The organism is Chromobacterium sp. ASV23, assembly GCF_016428945.1.
Taxonomy (GTDB): Bacteria; Pseudomonadota; Gammaproteobacteria; order Burkholderiales; family Chromobacteriaceae; genus Chromobacterium; species Chromobacterium sinusclupearum.
Map to the genome: position 1 here is coordinate 34473 of NZ_JAELTR010000007.1, position 14161 is coordinate 48633.

At 62.5% G+C, this 14161-nt stretch carries 14 protein-coding genes; 4 read left to right on the forward strand and 10 right to left on the reverse strand.

Annotated features, from left to right (window positions below; genetic code table 11):
* Nucleotides 1–220 precede the first annotated feature (220 nt).
* Nucleotides 221–2287, forward strand: a complete 2067-nt coding sequence (locus JHD59_RS05045; RefSeq protein ID WP_103321227.1) for a carbon starvation CstA family protein — start codon at nucleotides 221–223, stop codon at nucleotides 2285–2287.
* Entirely contained in the window at nucleotides 2280–2468 is a 189-nt protein-coding gene (locus JHD59_RS05050) for a YbdD/YjiX family protein (RefSeq protein ID WP_103321226.1), read from the forward strand. The genes JHD59_RS05045 and JHD59_RS05050 overlap by 8 nt, the downstream gene beginning before the upstream one ends.
* Before the next feature lie 67 nt (nucleotides 2469–2535).
* Here the strand turns inward: JHD59_RS05050 and JHD59_RS05055 are convergent, their stop codons facing one another.
* Both JHD59_RS05055 and JHD59_RS05060 read right to left on the reverse strand, forming a co-directional pair.
* Nucleotides 2536–2985, reverse strand: a complete 450-nt coding sequence (locus JHD59_RS05055; RefSeq protein WP_233163905.1) for a cupin domain-containing protein — start codon at nucleotides 2983–2985, stop codon at nucleotides 2536–2538.
* Between the two features lie 96 nt (nucleotides 2986–3081).
* Nucleotides 3082–4107: a YeiH family protein gene (locus tag JHD59_RS05060; protein ID WP_199153390.1), complete on the reverse strand. Its 1026-nt coding sequence runs from the start codon at nucleotides 4105–4107 to the stop codon at nucleotides 3082–3084.
* A gap of 105 nt (nucleotides 4108–4212) precedes the next feature.
* Here JHD59_RS05060 and JHD59_RS05065 point away from each other — a divergent pair, with 105 nt between their 5' ends.
* On the forward strand, nucleotides 4213–5082 hold the full coding sequence (locus tag JHD59_RS05065) for a LysR family transcriptional regulator (protein WP_103321223.1): 870 nt from the start codon (nucleotides 4213–4215) through the stop codon (nucleotides 5080–5082).
* Nucleotides 5083–5225: 143 nt separating this feature from the next.
* Here JHD59_RS05065 and JHD59_RS05070 read toward each other — a convergent pair whose 3' ends face one another.
* The 5 genes from JHD59_RS05070 to arsC all read right to left on the reverse strand — a co-directional run bounded on the left by JHD59_RS05070 (nucleotide 5226) and on the right by arsC (nucleotide 10558).
* Nucleotides 5226–6758, reverse strand: a complete 1533-nt coding sequence (locus JHD59_RS05070; protein WP_103321222.1) for a DHA2 family efflux MFS transporter permease subunit — start codon at nucleotides 6756–6758, stop codon at nucleotides 5226–5228.
* Between the two features lie 12 nt (nucleotides 6759–6770).
* Nucleotides 6771–7919, reverse strand: coding sequence for an EmrA/EmrK family multidrug efflux transporter periplasmic adaptor subunit (locus JHD59_RS05075; protein WP_199153391.1), 1149 nt, complete (start codon nucleotides 7917–7919; stop codon nucleotides 6771–6773).
* A gap of 13 nt (nucleotides 7920–7932) precedes the next feature.
* On the reverse strand, nucleotides 7933–9342 hold the full coding sequence (locus JHD59_RS05080) for an efflux transporter outer membrane subunit (protein ID WP_199153392.1): 1410 nt from the start codon (nucleotides 9340–9342) through the stop codon (nucleotides 7933–7935).
* 96 nt (nucleotides 9343–9438) lie between these two features.
* Entirely contained in the window at nucleotides 9439–9939 is a 501-nt protein-coding gene (locus tag JHD59_RS05085; protein WP_199153393.1) for a MarR family transcriptional regulator, read from the reverse strand.
* A 268-nt stretch (nucleotides 9940–10207) separates the two neighbouring features.
* A complete protein-coding gene (gene arsC / locus JHD59_RS05090) occupies nucleotides 10208–10558 on the reverse strand; it encodes an arsenate reductase (glutaredoxin) (protein ID WP_103321219.1) in 351 nt (116 codons plus the stop codon).
* A gap of 328 nt (nucleotides 10559–10886) precedes the next feature.
* Here arsC and JHD59_RS05095 point away from each other — a divergent pair, with 328 nt between their 5' ends.
* A complete protein-coding gene (locus tag JHD59_RS05095; RefSeq protein ID WP_233163906.1) occupies nucleotides 10887–12059 on the forward strand; it encodes a multidrug effflux MFS transporter in 1173 nt (390 codons plus the stop codon).
* 54 nt (nucleotides 12060–12113) lie between these two features.
* Here the strand turns inward: JHD59_RS05095 and thrB are convergent, their stop codons facing one another.
* The 3 genes from thrB to JHD59_RS05110 are packed head-to-tail and all read right to left on the reverse strand — an operon-like array spanning nucleotide 12114 to nucleotide 14152.
* Nucleotides 12114–13055: a homoserine kinase gene (gene thrB, locus JHD59_RS05100; RefSeq protein WP_199153395.1), complete on the reverse strand. Its 942-nt coding sequence runs from the start codon at nucleotides 13053–13055 to the stop codon at nucleotides 12114–12116.
* A gap of 10 nt (nucleotides 13056–13065) precedes the next feature.
* The gene (locus JHD59_RS05105; RefSeq protein WP_043628021.1) at nucleotides 13066–13395 is read right to left on the reverse strand and encodes a DUF2782 domain-containing protein; all 330 of its coding nucleotides are present in this window, start codon (nucleotides 13393–13395) and stop codon (nucleotides 13066–13068) included.
* A 28-nt stretch (nucleotides 13396–13423) separates the two neighbouring features.
* Entirely contained in the window at nucleotides 13424–14152 is a 729-nt protein-coding gene (locus JHD59_RS05110; protein ID WP_103321213.1) for a TIGR00730 family Rossman fold protein, read from the reverse strand.
* Between the last annotated feature and the right edge of the window lie 9 nt (nucleotides 14153–14161).

A 14161-nucleotide genomic window follows, 5' to 3' on the forward strand; every position in this document is an offset into this window, starting at 1 on the left:
GGCCATGGCTGGTATAGGCAGGATGTTTTCGCGTTGGGCAGGGCGCGGAAAATAAGCGCTGGCAAAATAAAGACATTCAATAGGATATTGGCTCTAATTTCTCTTGAGTTTCATTCCGCATGTCGACAAAATCAATAGTATAGAACCATACCCGGACACCGGCCGGCAGATGGGCTGCCCGTCAAGGAAAGCTGGGGGAGATAGAGAACAGGGACTCCTTATGCAACAGATCAAGCAGTGCGTCGTCTGGCTGCTGGTGGCGCTGGCGGGGGCGACGGCCTTCGCCATGATGGCGCTGAACCGCGGAGAGACGATCAACGCGGTATGGCTGGTGGTGGCCGCCTTGTCGGTCTATGCCATCGCCTACCGCTTCTACAGCCGCTTCATCGCCGACAAGGTGCTGGAGCTGGACGCGCGCCGGCTGACGCCGGCGGAAAAATTCAACGACGGGCTCGATTACGTGCCCACCAACAAATGGGTGGTATTCGGCCACCACTTCGCCGCCATCGCCGGCGCCGGTCCGCTGGTGGGCCCCGTCCTGGCGGCGCAGATGGGCTATCTGCCCGGCACCTTATGGATTCTGGTCGGCGTCATGCTGGCCGGCGCGGTGCAGGACTTCCTGATTCTGTTCCTGTCCATGCGCCGCGACGGCAAGTCGCTGGGCGAGATGATCCGCCAGGAGCTGGGCGACATCCCTGGCGTGATCGCTTCCATCGGCGTGCTGATGATCATGGTGATTCTGCTGGCGGTGCTGGCGCTGGTGGTGGTCAAGGCGCTGGCCGACAGCCCGTGGGGCACCTTCACCATCGCCTGCACCATTCCGATCGCGCTCTTGATGGGCGTCTATAGCCGCTTCATCCGGCCGGGCAAGATCGGCGAGGTGTCGGTGCTGGGCTTCATCCTGTTGATGCTGGCCATCGTCTACGGCGGCGACGTGGCCAAGAGCGCCACCTTGGCGCCGCTGTTCACGCTGAAGGGCACCACGCTGGCTTGGGTGCTGATCGGCTACGGCTTCATCGCCTCGGTGTTGCCGGTCTGGCTGCTGCTGGCGCCGCGCGACTACCTGTCCACCTTCCTGAAGATCGGCACCATCGTCGGCCTGGCCATCGGCATCCTGATCGTGGCGCCGCCGCTGCACATGCCGTCCGTCACCAAGTTCATCGATGGCAGCGGCCCGGTGTTCGCCGGCAATTTGTTCCCCTTCCTGTTCATCACCATCGCCTGCGGCGCGGTGTCTGGCTTCCATTCGCTGGTGGCCTCCGGCACGACGCCGAAGCTGATCGAGAATGAAACCCAGGCGAGGATGATAGGTTACGGCGCCATGCTGGTGGAGAGCTTCGTCGCTATCATGGCGCTGATTGCCGCCTGCGTGCTGGATCCGGGCGTGTACTTCGCCATGAACAGCCCTGCCGCCGTGATCGGCAAAACCGCGGTCGACGCCGCGCAGGTGATTTCCGGCTGGGGCTTCGTCATCACGCCGGATGCGCTGACGCAACTGGCGACCGATGTCGGCGAGCATTCCGTGCTGTCCCGCGCCGGCGGCGCGCCGACCTTGGCGGTGGGCATGGCGCACATCTTGTCCGGCGTGATCGGCGGCAAGACCATGATGGCCTTCTGGTACCACTTCGCCATCCTGTTCGAAGCGCTGTTCATCCTGACCACGGTGGACGCCGGCACCCGCGTGCTGCGCTTCATGATTCAGGATTTGCTGGGCTTCTTCGTCAAGCCGATGGCGAATACCGAATCGTGGGTGGCTAACTTCGTCGCCACCGGCCTGGCCGTCTCCGCCTGGGGTTACTTCCTGTACCAGGGCGTGGTCGATCCGCTGGGCGGCATCAACACCTTGTGGCCGCTGTTCGGCATCGCCAATCAGATGCTGGCCGGCATTGCGCTGATCCTGGCCACGGTGGTGCTGGTGAAAATGCAGAAGACCCGCTACGTATGGGTGACCGCGCTGCCGACGCTCTGGTTGCTGCTGGCCACGCTGACCGCCGGCTGGCAGAAGCTGTTTGACGCCAGCCCCAAGATCAGCTTCCTGGCGCATGCCGAAAAGTTCTCTGCCGCTGCGGCCAAGGGCGAAGTGCTGGCCCCGGCCAAGAATATGGCGCAAATGCAGCAGATCATCTTCAATGATTATGTGGATGCCACGCTGACTGCCATGTTCATCGCGGTGGTGGTGGCGATGCTGCTGTTCGGCCTGCATGTGATACGCAAGTCTTTGGCCGTGAAATGGGTCACCACCAAGGAAGTGCCGGCGGTATACCGGCAAGGAGAGGCAAATGGCTGAGATCTGGAAAACCTTGGCCCAAACCGCACGCTTGATGGTGGGGGTCAAGGATTACGATGCCTATGTGGTCAGTCGGCGACGTTTCAATCCCGAGGCTGAAGTGATGAGCCGCGAGGCTTTTCTCCTCCGTTGCCAGGAAGAGCGCTACGGCGGCAAGTCCATGAAGAAATGCCCATGCTGATTTGAATGATCACAGGGTAATGCGAAAGCCGCCCGGCAATGCCGGGCGGCTTTATTTATTGGCTGGTTCAATCGGCTTGATGGCTGAGCGCCATGCCGGGGCTGCCGGCATAGAAAACCAGTAGCTCCACCGCTTCATCGCCGGTGAAGCCGCGATGCGTTTCCCCAACCATTTCCGGCAGGGTATCGCCTGCGCGCAATTGCTTTTGCAGGCCATCGGCTTTTTTCTGCACGGTCAAGGAGCCGGACAGCACATACGCGGCGTTGGGCATGGGGTGGGTATGCCAAGGCAAGCTGGTGTGAGGCGGAATGGTGATTTTGAGCAAGGTCAGCTCCGGCTTGCCTTCGGGATAGGCTGCGTAGGCCTTGCCATCCCATGACGCGCTAGTTTTGAGCAAGACCTCCGCGCGCACGGATTCTGTTCCTGCAGCGGGTTCCGTGCTGGCGGCTTGAGCCAGCGGAGCGCACAGCCAAAGCGTGCTTGCCAGGAGCAGCGCAATAAAGGGGGAGTGACTCATCGATTTTCTCCTTGGTCTACGAAAGCGATTGCGCCGCCCAAGAGCCGACTAGCAAGAAGCCCCTGACTGGCAGGGGCTTGGCGAGCGTTGTTGGGATTAGCGTAGCAGGCTTAGCACGCCCATATTGATCAATCCGCCGCCTATGATCAACCAGCCGAACAGCGCGCTAGCCAGCAGCATCGGCTTGGCGCCGGCCTGGCGGATGGCTGAGACGTGGGTGGTGATGCCCAGCGCGCCCATGGCGGCCGCCAGCAGCAGGTTGTCCAGCGCGATGATCTGTTGCACCAGCGTGTGCGGCAGCAGGCTGAAGGAGTTGAAGCCGGCGACGGCGAGGAAGGCGACGGCGAACCAGGGGATGCTGATGCCGGTCTTCTCATGGGTGTTGCCGCGATGTTTCTTGGCAACCCAGGAGGACAGGGCGATCAAGAACGGCGCCAGCATCATCACGCGTATCATCTTGGTGATCACCGCGGTATTCATCGCCGCGTCGCTGACCGACTTGCCGGCGGCCACCGCTTGCGCCACTTCATGAATGGTGGAGCCGGCGAACAGGCCGTAGCTGAATTCGGAAATGCCCAGGTGGCGCACCGCCTCGAACATCATTGGCCACAGGAACATGGCGGCGGTGCCGAACACCACCACGGTGGCGACGGCGACCGCGACTTTTTCCGCGTGAGCCTTCAGCACTGGCTCGGTGGCCAGGATGGCGGCGGCGCCGCAGATCGAGCTGCCGGCGCCGATCAGGATCACGCTCTGCTCGTCCAGCCCCAGCTTCTTGCGGCCAATCCAGTACGCCAACAGAAAGGTGGAGGTCAGCACCAGCGCGTCGATCAGCACGCCGGAGAAACCGACGGCGGCGATGTCCTGGAACGTTAGCTTGAAGCCGAACAAGATGATGCCGGCGCGCAGCAGTTTTTGCTTGGAGAAGGCGATGCCTTGATGGCTGGGCACGGCGATAAAGCGATAGACGGTATTGCCGATGATCATGCCGCCGACGATGGCGATGGTGAGGGCTGAGAAGCCCAGGCTTTTCATCGCCGGCAAATCGGCCGCCCAGATGGCGGCGCCCGCCAGACCCAGCGACAGCGCCAGGCCGGGAATAATATTGCGATAGTTAGTCATATGTTCATGCCTCTTTGCTATATGCCTAACGATACGCGCAGCTGTGTAAGTAGAAAAACGGATAAAATTAATATATACAATTAGAAAAACTGTTTTGGAGGCGGCATGAGCCTGCACATCAGCCTGCGCGAACTGGAAGTGTTCGTCGCGGTTGCGGAATGGGATACCGTCACGCGCGCCGCCGAGCAGGTGGCGCTGACGCAGTCGGCGGCCAGCCAGGCGCTGGACAAGTTGGAGCAGGGGCTGGGCGTCAAGCTGTTTGACCGCGTCGGCCGCCGGCTGCTGATCAACGAGCATGGCCGCTTGCTGCTGCCGCGCGCCCGGGCGCTGCTGGATGCGGCCTGCGACGTGCAGGGGCTGTTCAGCGGCGGCGAGCTGGCGCTGCGCATCGGCGCCAGCACCACCATCGCCAACTATCTGCTGCCATCGCTGCTGGCCGCGTTCCGCAAGGACTGGCCGCAGGCGCGGCTGGAACTCGACGTCGCCAATACCCGAGACATCGTCGAAGCGGTGGCGGCGTTCCGCGTCGATTTCGGCTTGATAGAAGGCCCCTGCCATCACCCGGAGCTGCTGGCCAATGCATGGCGGCAGGATGAATTGCTGGTGTTTGCCGCCGTCGATCATCCGCTGGCAGGGCGCAAGGTGACGGCGGATGAACTGGCCGACGCGTCGTGGATTCTGCGCGAGCCCGGTTCCGGCACCCGCGAGGAAGTGGAACGGGTGCTGCTGCCCCACTTGAAACGGCTGGCCATCGGCATGGAGCTGGGCCACTCGGAGGCGATCAAGCATGCGGTGGCGGCCGGCCTTGGCGTCAGCTGTTTGTCCCGTCACGTGGTGGCGGATTTGCTGGCGGCCGGCAGCGTGGTGGAAGTGGAAGCAAACCTTCCCTTGCTGACGCGGACGCTGTTCCGGGTGCAGCACCGCGACAAGGCGGTCAGCCGCGGGATGGAGGCGTTTGACGGATTTCTGAAGTAATACGGAATAGCCACGAAAACCACGAAAGAACACGAACACAACTGGATCGATCCCCGTCTCGTGTTTGTGAAAACGGTTTGGAGTCTGATGTCGATATTTCGTGTCGTTTCGTGGTTTTCGCGGCTGATCCCATGGCTTTAACGCTAATGCGCCCCGCTATCCCCGCCGGAGGCGGTAAACGGCGGTTTGGCGAACCACACCAGGGCGATCAGCAGCACGAACAGGATGCCGGACACCCAGAAGATCTCGTTGGCCGCCATGATGTAGCCCTGCTGGGTGATCTGCAGCTGAGTCAGCGCCTGCTGCTGCGTGGTGCCCAGACCCAGCTTGCTCATCGCGTCGAACCAGGAGACCGAGGCCGGATCGTATTGCGTCACATGTTCAGTCAGCTTGGAGTGGTGCAGCGCCTCGCGGCGGTCCCACATGGTGGTGGTGATCGAGGTGCCGATGCTGCCCGCCAGAATCCGCAAGAAATTCGACAGGCTGGAAGCGCTGGCGATGCGCGACGGATGCAGGCCGGACAGCGTGATCGTGGTCAATGGCATGAAGAAGCAGGCCACGCCTATGCCTTGCACGACCTGCGGCCACACCACATAAGAAAAGTCCATCTGGGTGTTGAAGTTGCTGCGCCAGAAAAAGCAGATGGCGTAGACGCTGAAGCTCAGCGTCACCAGCCAGCGCATGTCCCAGCGGTGCGCGTTCTTGCCGATGATGGGCGACAGCACCACCGGAATCAGGCCGATGGGCGCGGCGGCCAGGCCGGCCCAGGTGGCGGTATAGCCGAGCTGGGTCTGCAGCATCAGCGGCAGCAGCACCACGGCGCCGAAGTACAGCATGAAGCCCAGGCTGATGGCGATGGTGCCGACCGTGAAGTTGCGCTCCTTGAACAGCGTCAGGTCGACGATGGGGTGGTCCTCGCCCAGCTCCCAGATCACCAGATAGACCAAGGCCAGCACGGCCACCACCGCCAAGGTGATCACCTCGGTGGAATTGAACCAATCCAGTTCCTTGCCGCGGTCCAGCACCATCTGCAGCGAGCCGACGCCGATCACCAGCAAGGCCAGGCCTATCTTGTCGATAGGCAGGTCAAAGGTGTCGGTTTCACGGCTCTTCAGGATGCGCCAGGAGACGAAGGCGGCAGCCAGCCCCACCGGCACGTTGATGAAGAAGATCCAGCCCCAGTGCCAGTTGTCGCTGATGATCCCACCCAGAATCGGGCCGAATACCGGCGCGACGATAACCGTCATCGCCCATAGCGCCAGCGCCATGCCTTTCTTGGCAGGCGGATAGCAGGACAGCAGCAGGCTCTGCGACAGCGGAATCATCGGGCCGGCCACCGCGCCTTGCAGCACGCGGAAGAAAATCAGCATTTCCAGGCTGCTGGACATGCCGCACAGCCAGGAGGTCAGCACAAACAGCAGGGTGGAGGCGGTGAACAGCTTCACCTCGCCGAAGCGCTTGGCCAGCCAGCCGGTCAAGGGCACCGAAATGGCGTTGGCCACGCCGAACGAGGTGATCACCCAAGTGCCCTGGCTGGTAGCGGCGCCGAGGTTGCCCGAAATGGTGGGCAGCGCCACGTTGGCGATGGTGGTGTCCAGCACCTGCATGAACACCGACATCGACAGCGCCAGCGTGATCCAGACCAGTTTCGAGCCGGTCAGTGGCGGTTGATTCATGGGCGGGCGTCCTTACTTGCCGGCATTGGCGGCCAGGATCTCGGCCACCAGCTTGTCAGCCTGCTTCAAGTCCGGCAGCGTGCCGTTATGTTCGCTCGGGGCTTGCGCCGGCGCGGCTTCGGCCAGCGATTTGCCATCCTGGTTGCTGGTGTCCACCACCACGTCCATGGACAGGCCAACGCGCAGCGGGTGATTCTTCAGATCCTGCGGGTCCATCGCGATGCGCACCGGCACCCGCTGCACGACCTTGATCCAGTTGCCGGTGGCGTTCTGCGGCGGCAACAGCGAGAAGGCGCTGCCCGTGCCGGCGGCCAGACCCTGCACCTTGCCGTGGTAGACCACTTTGCCGCCGTACAGGTCGGATTTCAGCTCCACCGGCTGGCCGACGCGGATCTTGGCCAGCTGGCCTTCCTTGAAGTTGGCGTCCACCCACAGGTTTTCCAGCGGCACCACGGCCATCAGCGGCGTGCCGGCGGCGATGCGCTGGCCCACCTGCACATTGCGGCGGGCGACGGTGCCGGCCAGCGGCGATTTGATTTCGGTGCGCTGCAGCGCCAGCCAGGCTTCCTTCAGGCGGCTGGCGGCGGCTTTCACCGCCGGCTGCTGCGCCAGCGCATCCTTGCCCACCAGCGCCAGGCCGGCCTTGGCTTGTTCTTGCGCGGCGGCCAACGCAGCCTGGGCCGCGGCGACGGCGTCGTTGGCGTGGCCCAGCTCCTCGGCCGACATCGCCTCGCTGCCGGCCAGCTGCTTGCGGCGCTTCAGGTCGGATTCGGCGCGGGACAGCTCGGCCTGGCGCAGCGCGACCTGGGCGTCCAGCTGCTGGCTGTTGGCCATCAACTGACGCGTTTGGCGCACGGTCTGGGCGAATTCATTGCGGGCGCGCTCGAAGGCCAGCTCGGCGTCGCTATTGTCATAGCTGACCAGCACCTGGCCAGCCTTAACGGCCACGGTATCGTCCACCATGACTTTGGCGACGGTGCCGCCGACTTCCGGCGTGACTTGAACCAGATGGCCGCCGACATAGGCGTCATCGGTATTTTCCTGGTGGCTCAACACCAGGGTCCAGTAAGCGCCATAGGCGATGGCGACGGCGGCGAACACCGTGGAGGCGACCAGCAGATTGCGTTTGCGGCTCTTGGCGGTTTCCAGTTTCTGATCCATTTGTTTTGTGTCCTTAGCGGGTGGCGGGCTCGGTTTGGAAGCCGCCGCCCAAAGCGGTGTTCAGGGAGGCCCAGGCCAGACGATTGGCGGCCGTGGCGTCGATGTAGATGGATTGCTGGCTCAGCTGCGAGTCTTGCGCGTCCAGCAGCGACAGCTTGTTGACCAGGCCGGCGCGCAGGCGCGCGGCCATCGCGTCGCTGGCGCGCCGGCTGCTGTTCAGCGCGCGTTCGGCCTGCTGCAGCTGACGCTGGCTGCTCTGCCAGCCGGACACGCTGTCGGCGGCGTCGCGCAGCGCATCGACGACCGTCTGGTTGTATTGCTGCACTGCCATGTCGTAGCCGGCCTGTTGCTTGGCCAGGTTGGACTGCAGCTGGCCGGAATGGAAGATCGGCAGGCTGATGGCAGGCATGAAGCCCCACAGCGAGGAATTGCTCTTCCACAGTTGATCCAGTTCCAGCGAGCTCTGTCCGGCGAAAGCCGTCAGCTTGACGTTGGGGTAGAACTCGGCGCGGGCTTCCTTGACCGATTGGCTCATAGACTCCACGCGCGCGCGCTGGGCGGCGATGTCGGGACGGCGGCCCAGCAGGTCGGCATTCAGGCTGTCCAGCGCCGGGGCCGGCGGCAGCGCCAACGGCGCGGCATCGAGGCCGGCTGCGGCCTGCGGGCCTTGGCCAGTCAGCGCGGCCAGCGCGTGGCGATTGCGTTCGATGTCGGCGTTCAGCGCGCTTTGCTGCTGCTGCAGTCGATCAATCGACACTTCATTGCCGCGTTGATTGTCGCCCGGCAACAGGCCGGCGTTGACGCGAGCCTGGGTCAGCGCGCGGCGGCTTTCGGCGATGGCCAGACGTTGGCTGATCAGCTTGGCCTGCGCTTGATTGCGCTGCAATTGGGTGTACTGGGCCAGCACCGCTTGCGTCAGCAGCAGGCGGGTTTGCTGTCCTTCAAAGGCGATGGCCTGCTGTTGGCCCAGCGCCGCGCTGACGGCCGCGTGGTTCTTGCCCCAGAAATCGAATTCCCAGCTGCCCACCAGCGCGGCGGTGTAGGCGGTCAGATGGTCTTTTTTCAGCAGCGGCTGCAGCGGATCGTAATGCAGATCAACGGCATTGGCGGTGGCATCCAGTTGCGGGCCGTCCTTGCTTTCGACGATGCCGACGGCGGCGCGGGCCTGGCGCAGGCGAGCCGCGGCCAGTTTCAGCGATGGCGCGTCCTGCAGCGTGGCGTCCACCAGGCGGTTCAGGGTGGGGTCATTCAGCTGGCGCCACCAGTCGGCGCTCACACTCTGCTTGCCCGGCGCGGCCAGCTTCAGCTGTTCGGCGCTCAACGCCTGGTCAGGCGTGACGTCGGGGCCGAAACTGGCGCAGCCGCCGATCACGGCGCTAAGCAGCAGCGCCCCGGCGGTTTGTGGCCATGATTTCTTGTTCACCTTGTCGGTCTCCAATCGATGTGTGTCGGTCGCGTCATGATTTATCGCGCGATAATCACGACAGTTATTATTCGGGCAAATGAAGGCGCGTCTGGCTCAGCCGCCCAATTGGCGCAACAACTTGCGCATCAGCCGTTCCAGAATCTGTTTTTCGTCGTCGTCGAAGTCCGCCCACAATTGCTTGTGCACCTCGCGGGAGAATGGCAGCAGGCTCTCGACCAGCGCGACACCGGTCGGTGTCAGCTCTAGAACGATCTTGCGCCTGTCTTCGGCGCTGGCCGAGCGGGCCGCCCAGCCGTTCTTCACCAACTCGTCAGCGATGCGGGTGGCGTTGGTGCGCGAGGAGTCCAGCGTTTCGCTGATGTCGGACGGGTTCAACGTTTGGTTGGGGCAGGCGTACAAGGCCAGCAACGCCATCCAGACGGTTTCGTTCAAGCCGTGCTGTTTCAGGTTGTCGCACAGATGGGTGCTCAAGCGCGGCATGATGTGGAACAGCAGCCGGGTCAGGATGACTTCCTGGCGCGGCGTGCCGGGGAAGCGCGCTTCCACCCGGTTGATGGCCTGTTCGAGCTGGGAAAATGACTTGTTTGGGCTCATGTGGCGATTTTAGTAACATGAGTTACTATTTTGCAAGTGACAATAACGTGACTGACGAGATCGACGAGCCGCTGTGGCGGAATGTACACGCACCTGTCCTGTTTGCCGTGCCAATGCAAAAGGCCCTTTCCTGGCGGAAAGGGCCGTGAGTGTTAGCCAAACGGTTTGATGTCGTGACCAGCGGGCCTGGCGCATCCTGCGCATGCCGCTGACGACATCGCCTATTTCTGATCCATCCCGCTGCATGGGATGGACGATCCGCGCGGCCTTAGTCGCGCAGCAGATTCAATACTTGCTCCGGCGGCCGGCCGATGACGGCTTTGTTGCCGCGGACGGCGATGGGGCGTTCGATCAGATTAGGGTTGTCCACCATCGCGGTAATCAGGTGCTTGCGCTCCAGCGTGATGTCGTCCAGGTAGAGGTCGGCGTATTCCTCTTCCTTCTTGCGCATCAGCTCGCGCGGCTCCATCCCCAGCAAGTTTAACAGTTGGTCCAACTCCTCCGGGCTGGGAGGATGTTTCAGGTATTCGACAACCTCGATCTCGGCGCCGGCCTCTTCCAACAGGGCAAGCGCGGCGCGGGATTTCGAGCATTTGGGATTATGGTAAAGGCGTATCATGTGGCTTCTCCCTTGTTGTTTGGGCGGGGATCTGCGGCATGCGGTCCAGCATAACCCGCCAGTCGTGGCTTGGGAAGGGCGGCATCGTGGCATGGATTGTCAGGAATGGCCAGTACGGTCTGCTTAAGCCATGGGGATTTTCCTGGGGTCTGACACCGCGGTCAGATCTCGCAGCGCGCTTGGGCCAAGAGGCGGCGACGCAGATCGTGCAGCCTGGCGGCGCAAGGCAGGATCAGGGGTTTTGTTCGTGGCGCTTAGCCGCTAACATGTTCGAGTTAACCCTATTCGTGTCCTCATGTCCTCTTCTTCCCCACGCAAGCATTTAGGCTTGGCGGCGTTACTGGCCGCGCTGTCCACGCTTGGCCCGTTTTCCATCGACACCTTCCTGCCGGCGATGCGCGCCATCGGTGACAGCCTGGCGGCGTCGCCGCTGGAAATGCAGCAGGCTTTGACGGTTTATTTGTTCTGCTATGCCTTGATGATGCTGTGGCACGGCTCGATTTCCGACGCGGTGGGCCGCCGTCCGGTGGTGCTGGCCACCACGCTGCTGTTCGGCCTGGCGTCGATAGGCTGCGCGTTGTCGGAGAGTTTGGGCACGCTGCTGCTGTTCCGCGCCCTGCAGGGCCTTTGCGGCGGGGCCGGCCTGGTGGTGGGGCGCGCCATCATTCGCGACAAGCTGGATGGCGCGGCGGCGCAGCGGCTGATGTCGCAGGTGACCATGCTGTTCTCCTTGTCGCCGGCGATCGCGCCGGTGGTGGGTGGCTGGTTGTACGGCGCCTTCGGCTGGCATTCGATCTTCGTCTTCATGGGGCTGGTCGGCTTCGCCCTGTTTGCGCTGTCCTGGTTCTGGCTGGAGGAAACGCACCACGCGCATGCCCGCCAGCCCTTGAAAGCGCGCTATCTGCTGGCCAATTACTGGCAAGTCGGGCGCAAGCCGGATTTCCAGCTACTGACGGCCGCGGTGTCGTTCAATTTCGCCGGTTTCTTTCTGTATATCCCATCCGCGCCGGTATTCCTGATGCAGCATCTGCATCTAGGGCCGACCCAGTTCTTGTGGCTGTTCGGCCCGGCGGTGTTCGGCATCATGTTTGGCGCGTTTCTGTCAGGCCGGATGGCCGGGCATTTCAGCCAGCGCGAGATCGTCAGCCGGGGCTATTGGGTGATGTTCGTCGCGGCCGCGCTGAACTTGGGCTATAACCTGGCGGCCAGCCAGATGGCCTTGCCGTGGGCGGTGCTGCCCCTGGCGCTGTACACCACCGGCATGTCGCTGGCGGCGCCGTCCATCACGCTGAATCTGATGGACCAGTTTCCATCGCTGCGTGGCACGGTGTCGTCGCTGCAAGGGTTCTGCCAGACCATGATGTCCAGCCTGGTGGCCGGCGTGCTGGCGCCGCTGGCTTGGGCCAGCCCCCTGCGCTTGGCCAGTGTGATGTGCGTGTTGCTGATGCTGGGGTTCGCGTGCCGGATGGGGTATCGGTTGCGGCAGAAGGGGAAGCCATAAAAAAGCCGGCCGCGCAAGGCGGCCGGCTTGATTGTCACTTTACTTGTTGAGGTTTTAGTTCACCCAGAAGTGTTGACGCTGGCGGTGCGCCAGTAACAACTTTTGAAATACCTTTGGGTCTTTGGTGTAGGTCAGCTCGCCGCTAATCGGCTGGTACAGGTCCTGCAGCCGCGATACCCAAAAACGCAGCGCCGCCGCGCGCAGCATGACGGGCCAGCAGTCTCGCTCCGCTTGGCTCAGCGGCCTTTCCGACTGGTAGCCGGCAAGGAACGCTCGCGCCAGTTCATCATCGAGTTCCCCATCATCCCTTCGTGCCCAATCGTTGACCGCGATGGCGATGTCGTACAGCAGAATGTCATTGCAGGCGTAATAGAAGTCGATGAAGCCGCTGATGCTGTCTCCATCCAACAAGACATTGTCGCGGAACAGGTCGGCATGGATGACGCCGCTTGGCAGATGATCGAAACGGTGGCCGTCCTGGAAGTGGATTTCCTCTGCCAATGTTTCGGCAATGTCTGTCGGCAGTTGCGGATAGAGCTGCTGCGCGGTGAGGCTCCACCAGTGCGGGCCGCGTGGGTTGTGCATTTTCCGCGGGAAAGTGGCGCCGGCCTTGTGCATTTGCGCCAACATCTCGCCGACGGCGCGGCATTGCGCCGCCGTCGGATGGCTGACGTCAGTGCCTGTCAGGCAGCTGACCAGGCAGGCCGGCTTGCCGGCGAGCAAGGAGGCGAAGCGGTCGGAATGGTCGGCGATGGGCGCCGGACAGGCGACGCCGTGGCGCGCCAGGTGGCTCATCAAGGACAGGTAGTACGGCAACTCGTCCAGGCGCAGCGTTTCGAACAGCGTCAACACATAGCGGCCGTGCGTGGTGGTCACGAAGTAATTGGTATTGGTGATGCCTGCTGCAATGCCCTGGAAGTCAATCAGCTGGCCTAGCGCATAGCCTTGCAGCCACTGCTGCAGACTATCGCGGCTGACCGTGGTGTAAACCGACATGCGACCTCCGTCAGAAACGCACCAGCACCCAACGCGGGATGACGATGCGGTTGGCCGGGTCCACCTGTTTCATGGTGCCGGAGCCATTATCGTCGACCAGATAATAGGGCACGCCGTGCGCCGGCGTGACCTTGACCATGTACAGTTTGCCGTTCAGTCGATATTCCTCGATTTTTTCATCGCCTTTTTGGATCAGGCGCACTTCCGGCTCCGGTTCGGCGGCGTTTTGCGGGCTGATCACCGGCGGCGGCGGCACCACGGCCTTGGCCGGCGCGGATGCGTCGGCGGCGAAGGCCGGGGCCAGCGGCAGGAGTAGGAGCAGGGCGATGAGGCGGCGCATGGAGTTTCCTTGTATTTGAGTGTGGCGATTATAGGTTGAGCAACTGTTCGCGTTCTTCCGGCAACGCTTCGAAGCCGCGGGTTTCGTAGTGCTTGAAAATGGTGTCGACGATTTGTTGCGGGTCGTCTATCAGCTGGATCAGGTTCAGATCGTCCGGATTGATCATGCCCTCGCTGACCAGGCGGTCCTTCACCCAATCCAGGAGGCCGGCCCAGAATTCGTGGCAGCACAGGATGATGGGTATCTTGCGGCTCTTGCCGGTCTGGATCAACGTCAGCGCCTCGAACATTTCGTCCAGCGTGCCAAAGCCGCCGGGCATCACCACGTAGGCGATGGCGTGCTTGACGAACATCACCTTGCGGCTGAAGAAGTGGTTGAACTTGACCGACAGATCCTGGTACTCGTTGGGTTTCTGTTCGTGCGGCAGCACGATGTTGAGGGCAACCGACGGGCTTCTGCCGTAGAATGCGCCTTTGTTGGCGGCCTCCATGATGCCTGGGCCGCCGCCGGATATCACCGAGAAGCCGGAGTCGGACAGACGCCGCGCCACTTCCTCGGTCAATTTGTAGTATTTGTGATCGCGCGGCGTGCGCGCGCTGCCAAATATGCTCACTGCCGGAGTGATGCCTTGCAGTTCCTCGGCCGACTCGACAAACTCCGACAGGATCTTCATCACGTGCCAGGCTTCGCGCGAACGGAAGCGCTGCATCATGGCGTGACGGTCGCTGGTCTGCGGTAACTTATCGGACAAGCTCATATTCTGCCT